Raw genomic sequence first — 22,077 nt, 5'->3', positions numbered from 1 at the left:
ACAAAAACAAACGCAACCAGAAGGGGATCTGATTGCGTTTGATACAAGTACTAATTGATTTAACGCTATTAGAACTTATATTTCGCCGTCACACTGGCAGAGCGACCCGCCCCTAAGTAAGCAATACTGCCACCTCGGTATATGGCGGTGTAATAGTCTTTGTCGGCAATATTTTGAACATTAGCCTGCAAATCAAAGTGATCGCTCACTTGATAGGTTGCAAACACATCGTAGACAGAATAAGAAGGTGTTCTTATCTTCGTATCTGAATCAGCCGCTTCATCAGGTTGGCCTCCTAACATCTCACCAGAGTACGTGGCGATTGCCCCCATAGCAAATCGAGGTGTTAACTGATATTTGACTTGAACATTGACACTTTGATCGGCGAAGTTAGCCTTAGGCTGACCCACGTTGTCTTGGTCATAAGACGCAAGAGTGTTGGACTTCATCAACGCTAGGCCCGCTTGAGCGCTTAGTTTATCGGTCAGGTTACCAGATAATCCAAACTCCACACCTTCCACGCGGTTTTTACCCGTATTCAAAGAACCACCGGATGTGTAGGAGTCATTTCCACCTTCAATTACTTTATCTTTTGTGACTTGGAAGAGCGCAGCGGTGAGCAATAATTTGTGATTCAAAAGGTTCCATTTTGTCCCTAATTCTAAATTAGTCGACTGTTCCGGTTCTGCGTTGGTGTAGTTCCCATTTGAGTCAACACAAACACCACCATAGCCACAATTGGATAACGAATCGACTTCACCGCCATTAATATTAGATGATGTTGACCATGTCGCGTAGAGGTTACCGTGTTCCCACGGTGAAAAGACGGCCCCGAAATGCCCATTGAAAAAGCCATCCGAAAAATCGTATTGCTTGGCCGCAACGGGCTCGCGCCGGCTTGTTGTAGGCGCTATGGAGGCTTCATAATCAAAATGGTCATAACGAATACCGCCATGCAATTCTAGGCTGTCTGATACCGTCACGGTGTCCATCAAATACAAAGACAGGGTTTTAACTGTCGCACCACTGGTACTTTTCCGATCAATCGTCCCTTCCCACAAATTGTTCTCTGCATGATAGGGGTCTAGTGTGAACGTGTTGGTTGATGCTACCGTGTAGCTTCCAAGACGGGTCTCCTCATTGGCGTATTCAACCCCTGACACGATAGAATGCGACTTTCCAAAAAGCTGCGTATCGAAAATAACATTGGTTTGGTTTCCAACATAACGGCTCTCTTGCCACCCAGTGAAACTTCTCAACCCATTTGTAAAGCGTGAATCATAGGCTGACACTATGTATTCATTCACAACGTCACCAAAACGTGTTTTATTTTCGATGCGCAGATCTTCACTTAAATACGCATCCACCTTGATCGTCGCAATATCCGCTTCACTGTTTTTAAAATCAAGACCCTCTTGACCAACATACTCGTATGCTTTGAACGCTTGCGTAGTTCGGTCTAACACATGACCAACATCTTCTTTATCGCTGGCTCTAAAGTAATAATAATCGGCGCTGAAGGTGATATCGGCATTGGGCTCATACACACCAGAAATCAAAAAACCTTCTTGATCGAGGGCGTTATTCACCCTATCTGTGTCCGAGGTGGAGCTCAAGGCATTCAGACGGAACGCCAAGCTATCGTTGATCACTTTGTTCGTATCTACCGTAATACGTTGCTTATTGTCCGTACCCACTGTACCACCAAGCGTGGTGAAATCATCGTTGTAGGACGCTTTTTTCGTCACCGAGTTTACCGCTCCCCCAGTTGTGCCACGACCGCCAAACGTTGAACTTGGGCCTTTTGAAATTTCCACTTGCTCAAGAGCAAAGGTTTCACGGGAAATCAAGCCCGGTTCGCGCAAACCATCGGTGTAAACATCACTACGAGCCTCATAGCCACGAATAATATAACGATCACCAAATGAGTTACCGCCTTCGCCGGTTCCCAAGGTGATACCAGGTTGAGCACTTAGAATACTTTCCAAGTCAGTTTTACCCGATTCTTCAAGGGTCTCTTTCGTCAGCACAGTGATGGTTTTAGGGGTTTCTGCAATATCGCGAGTGTATTTAGAATCGGACATTTTTTTCGCTTTATAAGGGGCTCCCTGTTCGCTGTAAGGGTTTGCATCACTCGCTAACTGCGTTTCCTCGATGACTAACGTACTTAAGCCAACCGTTTCCGCCAAAACCTGGCTCGACAAGGACGTCGAAACAGCAATAGCAATCGCTGTTAGCATCATGGGATGATGGCGCATGGGGCGCACTTCCAATTGGGTAGAAGTATATAATTTCACGTTATTGACCCTCTCATATATAATTAATAATCTAGATGCAAATGATATTGGTTATTATTAACATATGAGAATTGTAGTCAACCCTCATTTACACTTTCTTGAAATAATCTTGTGAAAACGCCGCGCAAAAAAAACCGCTTAACTGACGTAAACAGTAAGCGGCTTGATATTTTCCATGTTTATAGGTTTATAACGCCTGTTAGCATGTTATCGATTGACTTTTCACTCGTTAATTAGCCAACACACTGTCGACTAAGACTTTTGCCTCTACTTCCAATTTGGCAAGATGCTCTTCGGAAATGAAACTTTCTAAATAAATCTTGTAGACATTTTCCGTGCCAGAAGGTCTGGCAGCAAACCAACCATTTTGAGTGGATATTTTTAACCCCCCAATCGCCGCGCTGTTACCAGGCGCATGAGTCAAAACAGACGTAATCGCCTCGCCTGCTAACTCTGTTTGTGTGACATTTTTCGTATCAAGCGCGCCCAAAAGCGCTTTTTGCGCACTGTTGGCCGCAACGTCGATGCGCTTGTAAAACGGTTTGCCGTATTTGGCGACTTGAGCATCATACAATGTCTGCGGGTCTTTGCCTGTTACCGCCAATATCTCTGCTGCCAACAGTGCCATAATGAAGCCGTCTTTGTCGGTTGTCCAAACGCTCGCGTCTTTGCGTAAAAATGATGCCCCGGCGCTTTCTTCCCCTCCAAAGGCCATAGTCCCATTAAACATGCCTTCTACATACCATTTGAATCCTACAGGCACTTCACATAAGGTACGATTAAGGCCGTAAACGACACGATCTATCATGCCGCTAGACACTAAGGTTTTACCAAATTGCACATGTTGCGGCCAATGGGGGCGGTGTTGTGCCAAGTATTCAATGGCCACAGCCAAATAAGCATTAGGGTTCATTAAGCCCGAACCCGCACACACAATACCATGACGATCATAGTCTGGGTCATTCCCTACCGCGATATCAAAATCGTCTTTCAACGCAAGCAAGCCTTGCATAGAATAAGGCGATGAACAGTCCATTCTGATCCGACCATCTTTATCACGTGGAACAAATCGGAAAGTCGCATCCACTTCTTTGTTCACTACCGTGATGTTTAGGCCATATTTTTTTGCAATAGGTTCCCAGTAATGAATGCCAGAGCCTCCCATCGGATCAACGCCAATACGGATTTTGGCGTCTCTAATCGCTGCCATGTCGATGACATTTTCCAGATCATCGACATAATGATTCACGTAATCGAAGGGTTCGACTAATCCACTGCTGGCGACTTCCTCAAGTGACCACTGTTTGACATCGATCAGATGGTTTTCAAGTAGAGTATTTGCTCGCTTGGCCACCCAATCGGTAATGTCTTTATCCGCTGGGCCACCTTTTACAGAATTGTATTTAATCCCGCCATCTTCAGGCGGATTATGCGATGGCGTGATCACAATACCGTCGCTCAAATCGGTATTTTTCTGGTTGTGAGTTAATATGGCATGAGAAATAACTGGAGTAGGTGTAAACCCTCCGTTTAACTGAGTACGTACCCTCACGCCATTGGCGGTTAACACACTCAACGCGGTCTGAAATGCGGCCTCAGACAACGCATGGGTGTCTTTACCTAGATACAAAGGGCCTGAAATATTCTGAGCAAGACGATATTCTGCAATCGCTTGGGCAATAGCAAGAATGTGGTTTTCATTAAAGCTGGCTAACTGGGCGCTCCCACGGTGCCCTGATGTGCCAAAACTGACGCGCTCATCGGGGTGTGTTTGCACTCTCGGCCTTTTTAAATAATACGCCGTCATAAGTTCGGGAAGATTAACCAGTAAATCGTGAGACGCAAGCTGTCCTGCTTTAGGGTGAATTGCCATAATATTAATTCCTGTTAAGCCCTGAAATAGATGCTACCAGTCTCGCTTAAATTAGCATCCGTTTCAATGGCTTAACCTAATGACTTATCTGCCACTCACAACCATTTTCAATATAATGCAGGTCGGCTTATCGCTTACGAACGATTAAGCTACCAATCGAATAGCCCGCGCCAAACGAGCAAATCACGCCTATATCACCCGTCATCAGATCTTCATGGTACTTGGCAAACGCAATAATCGACCCAGCAGACGCCGTATTGGCGTATTCGTCCAGCACTACAGGCGCTTCATCAAGCGTGGCATCGCGGCCTAACAAACGCCGACTGATTAATACATTCATATTAATGTTCGCCTGATGCAGCCACCAACGTTTTAATTGGTTAACCTGAATGCCCTCGCGACCTAAGTGGTTTTCAATATGTTCAGCCGCCATTGGGCAGACTTCTTTAAAAACTTTACGACCATTTTGATGGAACAACTTATCAGCCGAATAAGGATCTTCATCAGTGGTGCGTGTCGTGTAGCCAAAATTAGAGCGAATGTTATTCGAAAACACCGTGACACATTGCGTACTTAACACATCAAACGCGTGTTTCGATTGGCACGTCTCACTGCTTTCAACTACCACAGCGGTTGCTACATCGCCAAAGATAAAATGTGAATCGCGGTCCATGTAATTCACCTGCGGTGAGGTCAGCTCTGGGTTGATGACCAATACGCCTTTTGCACTACCCGCTTTTATGGCATCGACTGCACGCTGCAATCCAAAGGTCGCTGCTGAACAGGCAACCAGCATATCAAAACCAAACCCTTCTATGCCCAATGCCGCTTGAACTTCAATGGCAATGGCCGGGTAAGAACGCTGAGTGTACGCACATGACACAATGACCATATCAATATCTTGAGCGGTTTTATTGGCCGCTTGTAAGGCTTTTTTAGCCGCGGCAATGGCCATTTCAGCCTGATGTGACACTTGATCATCATGACGAATAGGCAAAACAGGACGCATGCGATGAATGTCTAATGCCCCTTCTTTCGAATAAATATAGCGGCTTTTAATACCAGAAGCTTTTTCAATAAATGCCGCACTGGAAAGTGGCTTCGCTTCTATTTCGCCACCCTTTATGGCAACCCTGTTTTCATGATTAAATTTTTCAGCCCAAGCGTTGTAACTATGAACCAGCTCTTCATTGCTAATACGGTGTTCTGGAGTCCATAAACCGACTCCACTAATCACGGCAGACGTATTCATTGGCTTCTTCCTTTTTATTATTTTCAGTAAAAACCTGTTTAAATCATAAGGAATTGTGAACCACATCGGTTTTCCAGTCTACAAATGTAATAACGAAAACTCTGTATTATTCAAAATCCATATATCACCTAATACACTATTTGCCTTGAACTTCATCAACTGACTCATGAATTCCTATGACAAGGCACGGTAATTATGAGATAAGTGAATTACTTAACCTGTTTCTGTAATCCAAAGAGCGAGGTTTTATGAGACATAATAATGCGTTGATTCTTTCAGGTGGTGGGGCTCGCGCCGCTTATCAAGTCGGTGTTTTATCCGCTATCGGGAAAATAGTTCCAAAAGGCCAACCCCTTCCTTTTTCTATTTTATGCGGTACGTCTGCAGGTGCGTTAAACGCCACCATGCTGGCCTCCTATGCTGGAAATTTTTCAAAAGCAGTTGCGACGCTGGCGTTTGTTTGGCGTCACTTAACACCAGATCAGATTTATTCTGTTGGCCGTTGGCCTATGGCAAGTTCAGTGACCAAAACCATCATGTCCTTGTTTCATCTTCATAACCAAAATACATCAATAGCACTGATGGACAATGCCCCTTTGCAAGCATTGCTCAGAAATCGTTTAGACTTTTCTAAAATAAACGACGCAATTGAAAAACAGCAACTCACGGCTTTGGCCATTACCGCGATGAGTTATGCTACAGGGGAATCAACGACGTTTTTCCAAGGTGCCCACCATCTTCAAGGTTGGCAAGGTAACAGACAAAAAGGCACGCCGACTGAGTTAGGGGTAGACCATTTATTGGCTTCTAGCGCGATTCCCATCATTTTCCCTGCCCATAAAATCGACCAACAGTTCTACGGGGATGGTGCTATTAGGCAAAAATCGGCTATTTACCCCGCATTACAACTGGGCGCGAACAAGCTATTTATTATCGGGGTGAGTGGCAACCGTCACCCAAAAGCGTTACCTGTCGTTGATTCTGGAGCAGCATTAAGGGCACCAAGTATGGCCCAAATACTGGGGCAATTATTAAACAGCGCTTTTATCGATAATTTGGAAGATGATATTCATCAATTGGAAATCATGAATCAACTTATTCATGACCTCCCAAAAAACAAAAAAGCCAATCATGACAATTTACCGACGGAAACCTTGATCATTTCACCCTCAGAAGAGCTCAACACAATAGCGCATCAGTATCTTCATACTTTGCCTAAAAACGTTCGAGTCTTGTTAAAAGCGGCGGGCGGCTCAGCGTCAGACAAAATAAGTTCGGCTGCAAGCTACCTTCTTTTTACACCACCGTATTGTAAGGCGCTGATGAATTTGGGTTATCACGATGCTATGTGGGAAAAAGATCGTATATTGGCTTTTTTAGAAGATTGATGTTTTTAGACAACACACCTAAATAGCGGCCCAGCGCTGGGCGATAATGGCGCTATCAGATTCAATCCAAGCCCTAAGTCGTGGCATATTTTGTAAGTCTTTTGAACTGCAAACCTCAATCGTGCCTTCGTTCAAATGTAACGCTTCCGAACTTAACCAGGCTTGCATTTCCATTGGGTAGGCTTGTGTTAAGCGTCGTGTCAGTTGCGCGGCAACCCCTTCACTGGGTTCTATAATATCGCAGTCACGCCCTAATGCTTGTTCAAAAAGTGATTTTACTAGAGGGTAATGAGTGCAAGCCAGCACTAAGGTATCCACATTTTGAGCCAGCATGGTGTCAGCCAGTTGGTCTATCGACTGTTCAACGCGGCTTAATGACTCTGGCCATGAATCGATATCAAACGCTAAAGTGTCGCTGGACAAAATTACCACATCGCTGTCTTCTTTCCAGCGTTCGATAAGCTGATTCAAACGTGTACTTTTCGCCGTTACTGGCGTAGCTAACACGGCGACTTTACGTTTTTTACTGAGTCGAAAAGCCGGTTTAACGGCTGGTTCGACACCCACAATGGGCAATGTTGTCGAAGCGCGTAATGCATCAATGGCTGCAACAGTGGCGGTATTACAAGCCACCACCAGTGCACTTACTTGCTCCGATTCAAAAAAACGCCCTACTGAAACCAATCTTTCCTGCAGTTGCGCCACACTTTTATTGCCATAAGGTGCAAACGCCTCGTCGGCTAAATACAGCAAATCCAAATAAGGCATTTTCTTGCGAATGGCATTCAGTATGGTAAGACCGCCCGCGCCTGAGTCAATAATGCCCACTTTCAACTCAGTGACTCCGAGTGTGAAGATAGAGGTAATTGCACCGGTTCACGCTCCAATAACACTCCATAACGCTCATACACTGATTGCTTGATCAACGCTTCGAGTGCCAACAACGCATCAGCCTTGTGTTCAGAATAATTGACCAACACCAAGGCCTGCTTGTCATATACGCCAACACCTAAATGCCGCTTACCTTTCCAACCTGCTTGGTCAATTAACCAACCAGCAGCGAGCTTGACATTTTCCTCCAATGCAAAAGAAACAAGTTCTGGAAAGCGAGCTTTCAATGTCTGAGAATGAGCTTTGCTAATAAGTGGATTTTTAAAAAAACTGCCCGCATTCGCCAAGAAACTGGGATCCGGTAATTTCTGGCGCCTGACTTCACAAACTCGCTCAAAAACAGACAGAAGTGTGGACTGATCATCTAGCGGGGCCACTAGGCCGCCATAACTCAGTAAAAGTTCAGCATTGATTTTTAATGATAATTCGACGGCCGTTATGAATAAGGTGTCTTTCCATTTCCCTTTAAAATGACTGTCTCGGTAAGCAAACCCGCAGTCTTTCCCATCGATCCAAGATTGCTCTCCCGTGTGTTTATGAATCACTTGCACACGACGGAGCACATCTTTTATTTCGACGCCATAAGCGCCAATATTTTGCACGGGTGCAGCTCCCATGGTGCCCGGAATTAACGCTAAGTTTTCAATGCCGTACCAATGATGACTTACCGCGTATTCGACCACGTGATGCCAGTTTTCACCAGCCGCCACGGTCATCATTACGTTAGCCTCGTCTTGCACATCAACTTGAATGCCAGATAAACGGTTAATAATAACCAATCCGGACACGTCAGCACAGATCAATAAATTACTGCCACCGCCAATCATGGTCACAGTTTGATTAGCGTCGTTCGCCCACTGCAACAAGGCTTTTAGATGCGCTAAAGACGACACGACGGCCAAATACTCAGCCTTATAATCGAACCGAAGGGTATTAAATTCAAGCAGAGACGCGTCTTGCTCAATACCAAGCTGCCTGTTGTTTAGAGCGTTTTCATTCACTTTGATGAACCAGACTCTAAGCGTTCATCCGCCGTTAAGGTTCGAGCTTCCGTTTCTAACAATACTGGAATACCATCGCGAACAGGGTACGCCATGCCCCCTATTTTACTGATCAACTCTGTGCCGTCTTTACTGAGAGTGAGCGCCGCTTTGGTTACAGGGCACACAAGGATGTCTAATAAATTTTTATTCATGGGAATGGTCCATATTAATAAGCGTTAATTTTTTAATAAAAGCCTGTTTGAATGAGTCCGGCAGTGCCAAAAATACTGGCAAGTACCACACATTGGGATTTGTAAGGCCAAGCGCCTGACATTTAACCGCGTCTTTTTCGGTCATGATCACCGCACCTTCGGCGGGAATATCCGAAGCAATATAAGCATGGTGATCAATAAACCATCGCTTACTGGTCTGTTGTGTTTTTAAACCCAGCGCGATTAATGTATTTAAAAAGCGCTCAGGGTGGCCAATGCCAGCCATAACATGCCAAGCAACATCGCTGGCAAACGCCGTATCAAAATCAAGTTGTCGGTGACCATCCAGGGATATCAGCGAAGAAGAGTGTAAAGGAGCGAGCACAATGGGTAGCGGTAGTGCGTCAAGGGCTGCCGTCCTACACTGTCCAATACTGACCACAAAATCCACAGTTTCTAATCGTTCAACTGGTTCACGTAGGGGGCCAACTGGCAGTAAATGGCCGTTGCCAACGCCCCGCTTTGCATCCAGCATCGCGATTTCAACATCACGATTAAGTCGATAGTGCTGCATACCATCGTCGCTGATAACAATGTTTACATCGCTGGTTGCCAATAGTTGTTTAACCGCTTCATCCCTTTTTTTGAACACCACCATGGGGCACGCCGTAAGGCGCGCCAACATGACAGGTTCATCGCCTACTTCACGTGGCGAGCTGTCTGGATAAACGTGTGTGGGTACTAAAATAGAAGCACCGTGACCACGGGACACAATGCCAGGTCGATAACCATGCTCTTTCAGCAACGCACACAAAGCCGCTACCATAGGTGATTTACCTGTGCCACCAACCGTAATATTGCCCACCACCACAACAGGAACCGGTGCTTTGTAAGCGCTATCAGGATGCGTTAAAAAGTGTCTGCGTTTTTTTTGAACAGCATTTCGTATCAAGGGCTGTAAAGGGCGAAAAAGATTTGTCCACCCTCCTACTTTATACCATGAGTGAGTAAAAATAGACTCAAGACTCACTCTGCGGGTTCTCTTTGTGCTGTATGCGCCAACTTCGTGATGCCTAACGACGCCGCAGCATCGTAAACGCGCAACACCATATCATAAGAAGATTTTGCATCTGCAGTAATGATTAACGGACGAGAAATGTCCCCTTCGGTGATTTCTTGCAAACCTTGTATTAACGTGCTGACTTTTTCGTTAATCAGTGTTTGGCCATTGATAACATATTGACCATCCGCCGTAATCACCAGCTCGACATTGTTAGCACGATCTGTACTCGGTGCGATGGAGCTTGCGGTGGGTAAATCGATCGTCAATTCGGTGCTTTGATTAAATGTGGTACTGACCATAAAAAAAATCAGTAATAGAAAAACCACATCGATTAGTGGGGTAAGATTGATGTGCACATCATCGATTTTTTGACGACGAAACTTCACTTTGTCGCTCCAGATTTGTCGCGATCACTGTGCAACGCATCGACTAACTTTGTTGACTGCTGCTCCATGGTGACCACCAGTTCATCAATTCTACGGCTAAAAAAACGATGAAAAACCAGTGCAGGAATGGCCACGCCCAAGCCAGCCGCGGTGGTTAATAAGGCTTCCGATATTCCACCCGCCAATAAGGCCGTATTGCCCGCACCGCTTTCCATTAACACCGCAAATACCTTAATCATACCGACAACCGTGCCCAACAACCCTAACAAAGGTGAGATAGCTGCGATTGTACCAAGCGTATTCATAAAGCGTTCAAGTTCATGAATCACATGACTTGCGGCTTCTTGAACGCTTTCTTTCATGGTGTGGCGACCATGCTTTGAATTCAACAAACCCGCGGCAAAAATAGACGCCAAACCGTTTTTGGACTGCATTGAGCGAATATAATCCAGCGTCATTCTGTCGTCGCGTAAGCGGGTCAACACATCTGATAGAAGATCCTTCGGAGCAACACCGGCCTTACGTAACGTCCAAAAACGTTCCAAAATAATCGCTAATGTCAAAATAGAACAGGCCAGTAATGGCCACATGAAAAAACCACCTGTTTGAATAAAAGCTAACACCGCACGCTCCAATTTAGATTTGATGCTAATTTAACATACTCTCTAACTTTTCTACACGTTTGCAAGTGTCCGATTTAAAGAGAAAAAATGAATAAAGACAAGACGAATGGCGAAGCGAGACATTGCGATTATAAACAAAAAAGTCCAGCGTCTGCCCCTCGGGAATAATCAGCCAATTCACCTTTAATGCCTCCAACATGGCCAGGGTTTTAGTCGATTCATCGCGCGCCATTATGACCCACGAGGCATTAAGAACAATAAGGTCCTGTGCTGTCAGTTCCGATATACGCCTCGGCGCCATCAAATAGTGTGTTGGCAGATGGAGACCGAGCTGAGAGTTTAGTGTCAGCTGAGTAAGATCGCTGTCGACCCACTGATTGCTCAATAATACACCAACCTCGTCATTGAGACTGAGGGTGTTCTGGTTGTTTGCCACGGTGAAATGTCTTGTTTCAGTGCCAAGCCATACCGCGGATAATACAGGCTCTAAGAGCATTAAGAACGTAGAGGAAAAGATCAACCACCAGATCAACATGGCACACACAAGCCCGCGCTTTAATGGACTCTGATACACCCAAAATACCATTAATACGAGCATTAACCATCTTGACGATGTTGAATGAAACGACTCAAAATGCAGTAAAGGCCATTGAAATGCGACCCATTCTATCAAACGAACGACATAGTACAGCACCCAGTCCAGCCCTTCATAGGCCAAATGCGACGCAAACACTCCCCCTTCCACACAAGCAATCACGCCCCAAGGAAACCAAACAAAAGCCGCAAAAGGAATCAGCAGTACATTCATTAGAATAGACGCACTGGAAACCGCCTCTTGCCAGCCTAAAATGAGCACCATGGAGGCCGTACTCAGCATGACTTGTAACAAGATCAATCGAAAGACAGACGTGGACGTTTGGCAATAACCAATCAATAGATACACCATACTAAATGACAACCACAGACCTGGACTCATCACAGACCTAGGCTCATAGAGTAACACCACCCACAATGCAAAACTGATGATACCCCAAGGTGACATTTTAAGAGCGAGCATGCGAGCGCATAAGTAAACACTCAGCATAATGGATGCCCTAACAACGGGCTCTCCCCACGCCGTAAAATAGGCATACAAAAATAACAGCGGAATCACAATCACCGCATCACAGTGCCAACGAGTCAGACCAGACAATATCAACTTATTAGGTAACCACTGCCATACCATTCGGCTGATAAAACGACCAATAACAAACATAAAGCCTGTATGTAAACCTGAAACAACAAACAAATGCGCTAAGCCTAACGTGCGAACAATCCAAGTATCTCGTTCGCTCCAAAGATCGTTATTGCCCAATATCAGCGCTTTGGAAAATCGCCACGAAGAAAAAGAATTGAATGCTTGATCTAATGAGATCAAAAGCTTTCTTCTTATATTACGATCTTGTAGTGTATTTTCAGTGATTTGCTGTTCGTAAAATTCAATGCTCAGTTGTGCAGACTGTCTTTTGACATACAAATAACGTTGCCACCAGGGGCCATTCTTGTCAGGCAGCAAAATACCTTTTATCGTCGCTTTATAATGAGGCGGTACGCGAGGAGTAACGTCAGGTGACGCAAACGAGATGAGTGTTGGGGAAAGGCTGCTGTTGATAGGTGACAAGCTGAAATTTTCAAGTGTATAACGAAGACCGTCTGCCAAGAAAAACGTCAGCGTAACAGAGGTCTTTGTTGCTGCTTCTTTTAAATCAGACTCTGTTGAAGCCGTGTAGATAAGCCGTTTCTGTTCGAAATCAACCCATACTTCCTGACCTGATGACAACAAAATGACTTTATCAGTACGGTATTCATGCAGACAAACAACGATTAAGGTAATAACCGTTAAAAAGCAGACAATAAAGCGCTTCGTCCGTATTAAGTAGAGACACGTGATTATGATATGAGTAGAATACACCCAAAAATAATCACTCGGCACCAGTATGGCGCCCATCAATATGGACAAACTACTTAGTAACATAAGACCTCCTTGTCTTAAATTGCTACATGATTTTATACCTGATTATGCCGAAGAATTATCTTAAAAAATTTATACCTAACCCAGAAAAGCTTAAACAGAGTAAAGCTCTAAGGCTCTTAGGTTCGCAAATTTATCAGGCGAATCTTTGGCATCTTAATCGAAAATCTGTTGCCAGAGCGTTTTTCAACGGCTTGTTTTGGGCCTTTATCCCCATGCCATTTCAAATGGTAGCCTCTGCTTTATTGGCCATTCCATTACGAGCAAATATCCCCTTATCTATTGCGCTTGTCTGGATCACTAATCCCTTTACCATGCCCTTTGTCTTTTACTTTAATTACAAAGTGGGCTCTTTGCTCATTGGCTATAAAGGAGAAAAAGATTTTCAATTGTCGGTTCATTGGATTTGGGACAAAATGGAACACATATGGCTACCACTTTATGTAGGGTCGGTCGTATCCGGTTTAGTGGTTGGCGCCCTGAGTTATGCCACCATCAGCGTGTTATGGCGTTTGCACGTCGTCAGGCGCTGGAAAGAACGCAAACAGCGCAGTGTAAAGCCTTCTTAAACAACCCTCTTTTTTAAACAACCCAATTATGAATCTATTCTATGTGATGCTCATAATTGGACTCAATTCACTATTTGATTGACTGCAAGATTCCTTGCGACAAGCGATAAGCCGAATCCATCCAGTTCAGCATTTTCTCATCGTGCGTAACCACAAGAAACGCCATACTGTGTGTTACTTTGAGTTCGTTAATTAAATTTTGTATGTCTATAGAGGTCTTTTCATCTAAGTTCCCTGTTGGTTCATCCATTAACACACAGGCAGGATGATTCGCGAGCGCGCGGGCAATGGCGACGCGCTGCCTTTCACCACCGGAAAGCTGTGAGGGTTTGTGCTGCAGCCGATCTTGTAACCCAACTTGCTTCAGTAACGTTTCACCTTGGTACTTTGCTTGCTTTTTGTCGGTGCCGGCAATCCACATGGGCATCAATACATTCTCTAACGCCGTAAACTCGGGCAATAAATGATGAAACTGATACACAAAGCCCATTTCTTTATTGCGCATTTTGGCACGCTTGGCGTCTTTAAGGCTCGACCAAGACACATTCGCTAAGGTCACATCACCGCTTGTGGCCAAATCCAACCCTGCTAGCAAATTCAGTAATGTGGTCTTACCAGAGCCAGAGGCGCCGACAATCGCACAGGCCTCGCCTCGTTGCAGCGTCAGATCTATCGATTTAAACACCTCAATGATTTGTTTTCCATCTTGATATTGTTTTGACAAGGCTTTGCATTCAAGTACGGTATTACTCATATCGTAATGCCTCCGCGGGTTCAACTTTAGAAGCGCGCCACGCTGGGTAAAGGGTCGCTGCCACTGTCATGATAAATGCAGAAATAACAATGATTTTCACATCCGACCACAGCAATTCAGAGGGCAAATAATTAATAAAATACACATCAGCGCTTAAAAATTCGACATTAAGTAAGCCTTGCAGCCCCGCAATAATATCACTGACATTGAGCGCCAGAGCGACGCCAGTGGCAACGCCAATTAAGGTTCCAAGCATGCCTATGAACACACCTTGCACTATAAACACCCACATCACCTGAGCCGAGGTAAGCCCCATCGTTCGCAAAATAGCAATGTCATTGCGTTTGTCGGTCACCACCATCACAAGGGTAGACACAATATTAAACGCCGCCACAGCAACAATCAGCAGCAGCAGCAAACCTATCATGGTTTTTTCCATCTTGATGGCCTGAAACAAGCTACCATGCGTTCGAGTCCAATCACTGACTCTATTTTGCCCTGGTACTGCTCTGGCGATATCCCAAATACGCGTTGGCGCTAGGAACAAATCATCAAATGATATACGCAACGCTTCGATGTTATCTGGGTTATAACGCTTAAGCTTTGCCGCATCTTCAATATTAATATACGCCAAACTGCTGTCCAGTTCGGCGCCAACTTCAAAGGTACCCACTAACGTAAAGCGTTTCAATACGGGCGCTACTCCAGCGATAGACACGTTGGCTTTTGGCAATATAGCGGTTACTTTATCGCCGATATTTACCCTAAGCATCTTAGCTAACTGTGCGCCTAAGACGATGCCGAAGCGGGTTTCATTAAGGGCTTCCAATGAACCTGAAGCCATGTTGTTACCAATGATAGACACCCGCTTTTCCATGTCTGGGTTGATACCATTTAGAAGCGCGCCATGCACACTTGCGCCAGACTGAAACATCACTTGAGCTTGAATGTGGGGTGCCACACCGATTACATTTGGCATTTTTTCGACCAGTTCAGCGGTGTTTCGCCAGTCGTTCAATACCGGATCGCCCCATAACGTAGCATGGGGAACCATACCTAAAATGCGTTGACGTAATTCACGATCGAAGCCATTCATTACCGACAACACGGTAATCAGCACCATCACCCCCAGCGCAAGCCCAGCAATAGATGAAAAACTTATGAAGGAAATAAAATGGTTGGATCGCTTAGCTCGGGCGTATCTTAGCCCAATAGCAAGGGGAAGGAAGTTAATCAATGTGTGTCCTTGTGCGGTAAAAAAAGTGCGATAAAAATGGAAGGGGCCATACCCTTCCATTGTAGACGTAGCACTAAACCGCTTATGCGCCGAAGTCAATTCCTATGCGACGACCCACATCTTCGTACGCTTCGATGACACCACCCAAGCCTTGACGAAAACGGTCTTTGTCTAATTTTTCTTTGGTTTGCGCATCCCACAAGCGGCAGCCGTCTGGTGAGAACTCATCACCCAACAACACTTCTCCTTTATACAAACCAAATTCTAGCTTGTAATCTACTAGGATCATCCCGCCCTCAGCAAACAGAGCTTTTAGCACATCGTTCACTTTGTAGGTTAATTCTTTAGCTTTAGCAAGGTCTTCTACTTTGGCCCAACCAAATGATTCCACGTGAGATTCGTTGATCATTGGGTCACCCAACGCATCATTTTTTAAGAACAATTCAAACGTGGGAGGTGTTAATGTAACACCTTCTTCAACACCTAATCGGCGACACAAGCTACCCGCTGCCACGTTACGTACGACACACTCAACAGGCATCATATTCAAATTTTTAACCAAGGCTTCGTTTTCACCCAGCAGCTTTTCAAAATGCGTTGGAATACCCGCTTCCTGAAGTTTGGTCATAATAAATGCGTTGAATTTATTGTTTACCATGCCTTTACGATCGAGCTGCTCGATTCGTTTGCCATCGAAAGCGGAAGTGTCATCACGAAACACAAGAATCATCTTGTCAGGATCATCTGTACGGAATACAGATTTTGCCTTACCTGCATACAGCTCTTGTCGTTTTTCCATTGGAGGGTCTCCGGTTTACTTTTTGAGGGGTTAGTCTTACTTAATTTACAAACCGTTGCGCTAAACGAAACGATATTAATTCTGGAAATTCTACCGCTGAAACATCGATAACGAGAAAATCACCCGCCTTTTGATGATAAATCTTATAAGGATATGAACGTTCATCCCATTCAGCGTCATCCAAATTTTTACGATAAACACTAAACAACTTTAGTGATTCGCCATTCCCTACTGGGAGATTAAAATCGACAACGTCACCAATACGAGCAATATCTTCAGGCGGAACGGGTGAGAGTAAAGGCTCGTCACCTGGAATAATATACAGACCGGCGTCACTCAATTTAGCATCAACATCAGCAGACGAAATGGTGTCCCCCAGGTGTATTGCAAACCTCCCTCTATGGTCAATCCAAATAGGAAAAGACGATTGATCACCTTGGCTCGAAAGATAGGCTGATGTTTGCTTCAACTGTCGACCAATAGCGCCCCACAGACGAACAGTAACCGCATACGCATCGTCGTTCTGCGTTGGGCTCATCCAGTTGCTCGCTTCCCCCCCCTCTTGCTCATCACGAAACTGAACAGACAGTAAGGTTTTATTATCCAATTCACTGAAATGAAATGAAAATGCGGTTTGAACAGGCGGTATGCGGGTAATACCACTCCATAATGACGCCCACCAGCCTTGTGGATGAAAATCAAAAGGTACTGATGTAATTGTGTCCGTTGACTTTTCTGAAATAGCCATACCCGCACCGTATAAAGCGGTTAAAAAATCAGACACAATTCGCTGAGACTGTACCCTATTAGCAGGGACAACCAACTCAATAGCATCATCACGCTCTGCTATCCCGACAGACACCATTGGGTAAAAAACAAACGGAGCTCTGGGTGTTACGAATTTTTTTGTTTCACTTAAACTGTCTATTTCCCTTTCGTTAGGAATAACCAACATGTCTTTCGACTCTAACGAGCCCGCTGGCACGACCAACGAAGCAGTAAGGGGGTTTTCTTTTTGGTAATCGTCACTGTGATCCGTAACGAACGTGCTACAACCCGATAAAAACAACAGCATCGAACCGACGCTCAAGAGCGGTAATGTAAAAAGTTTCATAGGGATAGCACTCCAGCTTCTATCATGGCCTGACGAACAGCCGAATGATGCGGTTCAGAAAGAGGCGTTAGCGGTAAACGAATCCCCTCGGCGCAAAGCCCCAATTGGCTACACGCCCACTTGACAGGGATAGGATTGGATTCCAGAAAAAGAGTACTGTGCAAAGAGGCAATCGTGGCATCGATCGAATGGGCGTGATCTGAATTGCCCGCCAACGCCGCCTCAGCCGCATTAGCGACGGCGTTAGGTGCCACATTTGCCGTCACTGAAATATTGCCTTTCCCCCCGAGCAAAATAAGCGAAATCGCCGTTGGATCGTCACCGGAATACACCGCAAAATTTTCTGGTAAAGCTTTAATCAATGCTTCGCCGCGCTCTAAATCCCCCGTAGCATCTTTAATGCCCACAATGTTTTTTACACCAGAGAGTCGCAGCACCGTGTCGTTTTGCATATCGCACGCGGTTCTACCGGGTACGTTATATAAAATTTGAGGTATCTCAACCGCTTCAGCAATGGCCTTAAAATGTTGATACAACCCTTCTTGCGTTGGTTTGTTGTAATACGGAGTTACTAACAAACACGCATCGGCCCCAGCGTCTTTCGCACGGCGGGTTAAATCGATTGCTTCGTGAGTCGCGTTTGCTCCTGTGCCTGCAATAACAGGTACTCGACCATCCACTCTTGTCACCACTTGTCGAATCACATTGGCGTGTTCTTCTGGCGTCAGCGTAGACGATTCACCCGTTGTGCCTACCGCAACAATCCCGTGAGTCCCTTCTTTAATATGAAACTCTATTAGATCATCTAACTTATTAGTATCTACTGCGCCCTCTGCTGTCATCGGCGTGATGAGCGCAACTAAACTACCTGTGATCATGTCGAGTCTCCGATAAAATGATAAGCGCGCCTATAGTAACGTCCAGACTCTGGATTAACAATAATCATGGGGTGTAAAGCTGCAGTAAATTCGTCACTGTATTTAATGTAGGAGGATTTTTCACACGGCACTTGGTAAGCTAGGACGGTATTGATAATTATCAATTATTTAACTAAAAGAGACGTATTGTATGACCATTGAAATAGGACAAATGGCACCAGACTTCAGTGCCAGAGATCAAAACGGTGACCTCATTACATTAGGGCAATTTAAAGGCAAAAAAGTGGTGTTGTATTTTTATCCAAGAGACGCCACACCGGGCTGCACGGCGCAAGCGTGCGATTTACGTGATCATTATGGCACCTTGCTTGAGCAAGGCTTTGCTGTTCTTGGCATCAGTACAGACACACAGAAGAAACACCAAAACTTTATTGCCAAATATGAGCTGCCCTTCCCACTGATCGCCGACACAGAAAAAGAAGTGCATGAATTATATGGCACTTGGCAACTAAAGAAATTCATGGGGAGAGAATCCATGGGCACAGTGAGAACCACGTTTATTATTGACGAAAAGGGCGTTATCTCTGACATCATCAGCAAAGTAAAAACCAAAGAACACTCCGCCCAAATTTTGCGCTAAGCCGCTTGTTGTCCTGACAATATACCGCATTATTAACATGGCGTGACTGTGATCACGCCATGTTAATAACCTAAATTCCACCGCGAATTTCAGCTCTCACTTTGTTCTGGTAATATTCAGCCAGTAACGCATGCAATGCCTCGCTTAATGGCGGTAAATTTGTGGCCGCAGCGTTTCGCACGACTTGTGAGGGTCGACTGGCTCCAGCAATAACACTAGACACCTGAGGTTGATCCAGAATCCACCGAAGTGAAACATCAAGAATTGTCTCCCCCTCCGGCAATGTCGCTTGCAGTGCATTGACCAGCGCCACTCCTTTTTCAAAGGGAATGCCATTAAAAGTTTCACCGACATGAAACGCCGCACCGTCTTTATTGTAAGAACGATGATCATGCTCATCAAATTTATGATTCACTGTCATTTTACCCGACAACAAACCACTTGCTAAGGGTAAGCGTACAATAATGCCCACGTCATTTTTTTCGGCGAGTGGAAAAAGCGACTCGATCGCATCTTGTCGAAAGACATTAAATAAAATCTGTAAGCTTCCTAATGCGGTATGTTCACAGCAAAATAGCGCTTCGTCGAGCATTTCCACACTGGCGCCAAAGTGCTGAATAATACCTTCTTTTTTAAGGTCCTCCATCCAGCCCAATAGATCACCTGAGAACAAAACATCTCGCGGCACACAATGCAATTGCGCTAAATCGATGCATTCAACCCCTAAGCGTTTAGCCGAAGCCTGCAAACTCTTTTTTACCGACGCCTTGCTGTAACCATTAGGGTAAAGCTCTGAGCCTCTGCCTACTTTGGTCGCAATAATGGCGCTTTTATTAGTCGCTTTTCGCCATTGCCCTATTCGCTGCTCACTCAATCCACCCCCATACACATCCGCCGTATCGAAAAAGGTGATCCCATTATCAACCGCTGTTTGCAGTATTGAATCGGCGTCTTTGTCTTCTATTGGTCCAAAGTCATTACCCAGTTGCCAACACCCCAAGCCTATTTCTGACACATCAAATCCGGTCTTTCCTAATTTTCTTATTTTCATTTTGTCCTCAATCTTCTTTTAGAAACATATGACACAAACGCCAGGTCCTACTTTTTTACAAATACACCAAATAAAACACAATAAAAAATGCACTGTCGCCACTTCGTGTTTTACTATAAAGATCAACCAAGTTTGATCAACCCTCTTTTTAAGGCTATTTATGCTAACGGTACTAGCAGGCGCTTTGACGCCAATCTTGCTTATTATTTGCTTAGGCTTCTTACTTGGAAAAAAGACCGATTATCTCAGCAGCCCCTCTTTAGGTGCACTCGTTTCCAGCGTGGGATTGCCCGCTTTACTACTCTATTCGGTGTTATCTATGCAGATGCAAGTGTTTAGCATGCTGAAAATCATCGTGGCGACCCTCATTGTTCTGGTCATGGTGGCCATTATGTCCTATGTTTTTCTTACGTCCCTAACCTTATCCACACGCTTTTACCTCCCCCCTTTAGTAAACCCAAACACTGGTAACCTTGGCATTCCGATTGCCTATGCGTTATTTGGAAACGAAGGTATGGCCATCGCTGTGGTGATTTCGTCCGTGGTGCAGATTAGCCACTTCACTTTAGGGGTAGGTTTCATGTCAGGAACCTATCGCCCTATGCAGCTGCTGAGCAACGGACCCGTTATTGCCCTATTAGTCGGTGCTTTGTGCTTAGGATTCGAGATCCATTTACCGGCCCCCATCATGAAAACTCTCGACATGTTGAGCCACATTACCTTGCCCATTATGCTGATGCTGCTGGGGAACTCGATCAGCGGCCTAACCATTAATACACGCCATAGCGTCTCACGCGCTGCAATGTTGTCTTTATTTCGCCCACTGGTAGGCGCAACTTGCGCAAGCATCGTGGTGTACTTTTTTCCATTAAGCACGTTGGAAGGCGCCGTCCTAATTGTCTTAAGCGCTATGCCAGTTGCGGTTATCAGCTATATGCTGGCAATGAAATTTAAAGGACCCATGGATGAAATCGCTCTAATGATTTTACTTTCATTGCCGCTGTCTCTTTGTATCGTCGGTTCTCTTTGGTGGTTATGGTTGCGATGATTGGGAGGGCAGCCCAGATTGCGAGTTTAACCAATCAAGAAACACAACCACGGGCTCCGTTGGGGTGCGCTGCTTGGACAACACAATATGATAGCCGTTATCCGACTGCACGGTGAAAGCCGGCAAGGACACCAAAACACCGCTTTCGATGTAGTCGTCTAACAAGGGCGACCACCCCAACCCCACACCTTGACCAGAAATGGCGGCTTGAACCAATAACGTGTAGTTATCAAACTCCATCACCGAATCAGAAGGCTGCCAAAGCGCATTGTTTAATTGAAACAACCGCTCCCAATCGACCCACTGCTGCCCCATATCTGCATTGAGCTTTAACAAAGGCGCCGTTACCAGATCAGCCAACAGAGCAAAACCTGAAAACTCCTCCAAAAGCTTGGGGCTGCAAACCGGGTACACCACTTCTGGCAATAATTTTTGCGATAAATACCCCTGATAGTGACCTTCTCCAAACAAGATCGCCACATCGGTTTCAATCGAAGCCAAATCCACTTCAGATTGCGATGTTTGAATACGAATATCGATGTCTTTATGTAGGCGTCGAAACTCTGGCAAGCGCGGCATTAGCCAAAAAGCGGCAAAAGCAAAATCCGTTGCGACAGTAATTCTTTGTGTTTTGGGCTTTTGTTTTATTTTCTGCAGCACATCGCGCAAATCACGCAAACTGATTTGTGTCGTTTTTAGTAACACATATCCCGCGTTGGTGAGCACGACACCTCGATAAATCCGCTCAAATAAAAGCACCCCTAAAGAGGCTTCTAGGCTTCGTATTTGCTGACTTACTGCGGGCTGAGTCGTACCTAATTCCCGCGCGGCGGCGGTGAAACTCAACAATCTTGCACATGCCTCAAAAACGACAAGGGATTGCAACGGGGGCAATTCAGAGTTTGGCAGCATAAGTTTTTCTTATCCCATACATAACTTTTTAGTCAGTTTACAGCATTCCTTTGATGGCGCAACCTAGTGAAATACAGCGCGCCCACAGCACGCTTC

General features: G+C 45.2%; 21 protein-coding genes. 4 read left to right on the top strand and 17 right to left on the bottom strand.

Going from position 1 to position 22,077, the window contains the following annotated elements:
• Positions 1-68 precede the first annotated feature (68 nt).
• The 3 genes from FXV75_RS07350 to FXV75_RS07340 all read right to left on the bottom strand — a co-directional run bounded on the left by FXV75_RS07350 (position 69) and on the right by FXV75_RS07340 (position 5,422).
• The gene (locus FXV75_RS07350; protein WP_148832053.1) at positions 69-2,297 is read right to left on the bottom strand and encodes a TonB-dependent receptor; all 2,229 of its coding nucleotides are present in this window, start codon (positions 2,295-2,297) and stop codon (positions 69-71) included.
• Between the two features lie 229 nt (positions 2,298-2,526).
• Positions 2,527-4,170, bottom strand: coding sequence for a phosphoglucomutase (alpha-D-glucose-1,6-bisphosphate-dependent) (gene pgm, locus FXV75_RS07345; RefSeq protein ID WP_148832051.1), 1,644 nt, complete (start codon positions 4,168-4,170; stop codon positions 2,527-2,529).
• Between the two features lie 127 nt (positions 4,171-4,297).
• On the bottom strand, positions 4,298-5,422 hold the full coding sequence (locus FXV75_RS07340; protein ID WP_148832048.1) for a beta-ketoacyl-ACP synthase III: 1,125 nt from the start codon (positions 5,420-5,422) through the stop codon (positions 4,298-4,300).
• Positions 5,423-5,670: 248 nt separating this feature from the next.
• Between FXV75_RS07340 and FXV75_RS07335 the strand changes: the two genes are divergently transcribed.
• Positions 5,671-6,810 (top strand): patatin-like phospholipase family protein, encoded by a 1,140-nt coding sequence (locus tag FXV75_RS07335; RefSeq protein WP_148832045.1) that lies wholly within the window; start codon positions 5,671-5,673, stop codon positions 6,808-6,810.
• An 18-nt stretch (positions 6,811-6,828) separates the two neighbouring features.
• Here FXV75_RS07335 and murI read toward each other — a convergent pair whose 3' ends face one another.
• The 7 genes from murI to FXV75_RS07300 are packed head-to-tail and all read right to left on the bottom strand — an operon-like array spanning position 6,829 to position 12,982.
• A complete protein-coding gene (gene murI, locus FXV75_RS07330) occupies positions 6,829-7,638 on the bottom strand; it encodes a glutamate racemase (RefSeq protein WP_262368600.1) in 810 nt (269 codons plus the stop codon).
• A 2-nt stretch (positions 7,639-7,640) separates the two neighbouring features.
• Complete coding sequence (murB, locus tag FXV75_RS07325; RefSeq protein ID WP_262368484.1) at positions 7,641-8,702, bottom strand: UDP-N-acetylmuramate dehydrogenase; 1,062 nt, start codon at positions 8,700-8,702, stop codon at positions 7,641-7,643.
• Complete coding sequence (locus FXV75_RS07320) at positions 8,699-8,896, bottom strand: Trm112 family protein (protein ID WP_148832034.1); 198 nt, start codon at positions 8,894-8,896, stop codon at positions 8,699-8,701. The genes murB and FXV75_RS07320 overlap by 4 nt, the downstream gene beginning before the upstream one ends.
• Complete coding sequence (gene lpxK / locus FXV75_RS07315) at positions 8,889-9,926, bottom strand: tetraacyldisaccharide 4'-kinase (protein WP_148832032.1); 1,038 nt, start codon at positions 9,924-9,926, stop codon at positions 8,889-8,891. The genes FXV75_RS07320 and lpxK overlap by 8 nt, the downstream gene beginning before the upstream one ends.
• Complete coding sequence (locus FXV75_RS07310) at positions 9,923-10,345, bottom strand: ExbD/TolR family protein (RefSeq protein ID WP_148832029.1); 423 nt, start codon at positions 10,343-10,345, stop codon at positions 9,923-9,925. The genes lpxK and FXV75_RS07310 overlap by 4 nt, the downstream gene beginning before the upstream one ends.
• Positions 10,342-10,968: a MotA/TolQ/ExbB proton channel family protein gene (locus FXV75_RS07305; RefSeq protein ID WP_148832028.1), complete on the bottom strand. Its 627-nt coding sequence runs from the start codon at positions 10,966-10,968 to the stop codon at positions 10,342-10,344. The genes FXV75_RS07310 and FXV75_RS07305 overlap by 4 nt, the downstream gene beginning before the upstream one ends.
• 25 nt (positions 10,969-10,993) lie before the next feature.
• Complete coding sequence (locus FXV75_RS07300) at positions 10,994-12,982, bottom strand: ComEC/Rec2 family competence protein (RefSeq protein ID WP_148832025.1); 1,989 nt, start codon at positions 12,980-12,982, stop codon at positions 10,994-10,996.
• A gap of 26 nt (positions 12,983-13,008) precedes the next feature.
• Between FXV75_RS07300 and FXV75_RS07295 the strand changes: the two genes are divergently transcribed.
• A complete protein-coding gene (locus FXV75_RS07295) occupies positions 13,009-13,548 on the top strand; it encodes a DUF2062 domain-containing protein (protein WP_316247098.1) in 540 nt (179 codons plus the stop codon).
• 70 nt (positions 13,549-13,618) lie between these two features.
• On the opposite strand, the gene FXV75_RS07290 is transcribed toward FXV75_RS07295, so the two are convergent.
• From FXV75_RS07290 to dapA, 5 genes are all read right to left on the bottom strand, one after another.
• Complete coding sequence (locus FXV75_RS07290) at positions 13,619-14,302, bottom strand: ABC transporter ATP-binding protein (protein ID WP_148832019.1); 684 nt, start codon at positions 14,300-14,302, stop codon at positions 13,619-13,621.
• Positions 14,295-15,539 (bottom strand): lipoprotein-releasing ABC transporter permease subunit, encoded by a 1,245-nt coding sequence (locus FXV75_RS07285; protein ID WP_148832016.1) that lies wholly within the window; start codon positions 15,537-15,539, stop codon positions 14,295-14,297. Before FXV75_RS07285 ends, FXV75_RS07290 begins: the two co-directional genes overlap by 8 nt.
• A gap of 82 nt (positions 15,540-15,621) precedes the next feature.
• Positions 15,622-16,338 carry a phosphoribosylaminoimidazolesuccinocarboxamide synthase gene (gene purC / locus FXV75_RS07280; protein ID WP_148832012.1) on the bottom strand — a complete coding sequence of 239 codons (717 nt, stop codon included), beginning with the start codon at positions 16,336-16,338 and terminating at the stop codon, positions 15,622-15,624.
• A 40-nt stretch (positions 16,339-16,378) separates the two neighbouring features.
• Positions 16,379-17,452, bottom strand: coding sequence for a hypothetical protein (locus FXV75_RS07275; RefSeq protein WP_148832009.1), 1,074 nt, complete (start codon positions 17,450-17,452; stop codon positions 16,379-16,381).
• Positions 17,449-18,330, bottom strand: a complete 882-nt coding sequence (gene dapA, locus FXV75_RS07270; RefSeq protein WP_148832007.1) for a 4-hydroxy-tetrahydrodipicolinate synthase — start codon at positions 18,328-18,330, stop codon at positions 17,449-17,451. Before dapA ends, FXV75_RS07275 begins: the two co-directional genes overlap by 4 nt.
• Positions 18,331-18,520: 190 nt before the next feature.
• On the opposite strand from dapA, the gene bcp reads away from it, so the two are divergent.
• Entirely contained in the window at positions 18,521-18,970 is a 450-nt protein-coding gene (gene bcp, locus FXV75_RS07265; protein WP_148832005.1) for a thioredoxin-dependent thiol peroxidase, read from the top strand.
• Positions 18,971-19,040: 70 nt separating this feature from the next.
• Here the strand turns inward: bcp and FXV75_RS07260 are convergent, their stop codons facing one another.
• A complete protein-coding gene (locus tag FXV75_RS07260) occupies positions 19,041-20,021 on the bottom strand; it encodes an aldo/keto reductase (RefSeq protein WP_148832003.1) in 981 nt (326 codons plus the stop codon).
• Between the two features lie 160 nt (positions 20,022-20,181).
• Between FXV75_RS07260 and FXV75_RS07255 the strand changes: the two genes are divergently transcribed.
• Positions 20,182-21,069, top strand: a complete 888-nt coding sequence (locus FXV75_RS07255; protein ID WP_148832000.1) for an AEC family transporter — start codon at positions 20,182-20,184, stop codon at positions 21,067-21,069.
• On the opposite strand, the gene FXV75_RS07250 is transcribed toward FXV75_RS07255, so the two are convergent.
• Positions 21,055-21,981 carry a choline sulfate utilization transcriptional regulator gene (locus FXV75_RS07250; protein WP_148831997.1) on the bottom strand — a complete coding sequence of 309 codons (927 nt, stop codon included), beginning with the start codon at positions 21,979-21,981 and terminating at the stop codon, positions 21,055-21,057. The genes FXV75_RS07255 and FXV75_RS07250 overlap by 15 nt on opposite strands.
• Positions 21,982-22,077 lie beyond the last annotated feature (96 nt).

Source organism: Marinomonas sp. IMCC 4694 (assembly GCF_008122525.1).
In the GTDB taxonomy this organism is placed as follows: Bacteria; Pseudomonadota; Gammaproteobacteria; order Pseudomonadales; family Marinomonadaceae; genus Marinomonas.
The sequence above is the reverse complement of the archived record's forward strand: the minus strand, read 5'-3'. Positions and strand labels throughout refer to the sequence as shown.

Bases quoted from the DNA above. Each gene is read 5' to 3' on its own strand.
- pgm (WP_148832051.1), bottom strand. From the start codon at position 4,170: ATGGCAATTCACCCTAAAGCAGGACAGCTTGCGTCTCACGATTTACTG.
- FXV75_RS07340 (WP_148832048.1), bottom strand. From the start codon at position 5,422: ATGAATACGTCTGCCGTGATTAGTGGAGTCGGTTTATGGACTCCAGAA.
- FXV75_RS07335 (WP_148832045.1), top strand. From the start codon at position 5,671: ATGAGACATAATAATGCGTTGATTCTTTCAGGTGGTGGGGCTCGCGCC.
- FXV75_RS07320 (WP_148832034.1), bottom strand. From the start codon at position 8,896: ATGAATAAAAATTTATTAGACATCCTTGTGTGCCCTGTAACCAAAGCG.
- FXV75_RS07300 (WP_148832025.1), bottom strand. From the start codon at position 12,982: ATGTTACTAAGTAGTTTGTCCATATTGATGGGCGCCATACTGGTGCCG.
- FXV75_RS07295 (WP_316247098.1), top strand. From the start codon at position 13,009: ATGATTTTATACCTGATTATGCCGAAGAATTATCTTAAAAAATTTATA.
- FXV75_RS07290 (WP_148832019.1), bottom strand. From the start codon at position 14,302: ATGAGTAATACCGTACTTGAATGCAAAGCCTTGTCAAAACAATATCAA.
- purC (WP_148832012.1), bottom strand. From the start codon at position 16,338: ATGGAAAAACGACAAGAGCTGTATGCAGGTAAGGCAAAATCTGTATTC.
- FXV75_RS07275 (WP_148832009.1), bottom strand. From the start codon at position 17,452: ATGAAACTTTTTACATTACCGCTCTTGAGCGTCGGTTCGATGCTGTTG.
- dapA (WP_148832007.1), bottom strand. From the start codon at position 18,330: ATGATCACAGGTAGTTTAGTTGCGCTCATCACGCCGATGACAGCAGAG.
- bcp (WP_148832005.1), top strand. From the start codon at position 18,521: ATGACCATTGAAATAGGACAAATGGCACCAGACTTCAGTGCCAGAGAT.
- FXV75_RS07260 (WP_148832003.1), bottom strand. From the start codon at position 20,021: ATGAAAATAAGAAAATTAGGAAAGACCGGATTTGATGTGTCAGAAATA.
- FXV75_RS07255 (WP_148832000.1), top strand. From the start codon at position 20,182: ATGCTAACGGTACTAGCAGGCGCTTTGACGCCAATCTTGCTTATTATT.
- FXV75_RS07250 (WP_148831997.1), bottom strand. From the start codon at position 21,981: ATGCTGCCAAACTCTGAATTGCCCCCGTTGCAATCCCTTGTCGTTTTT.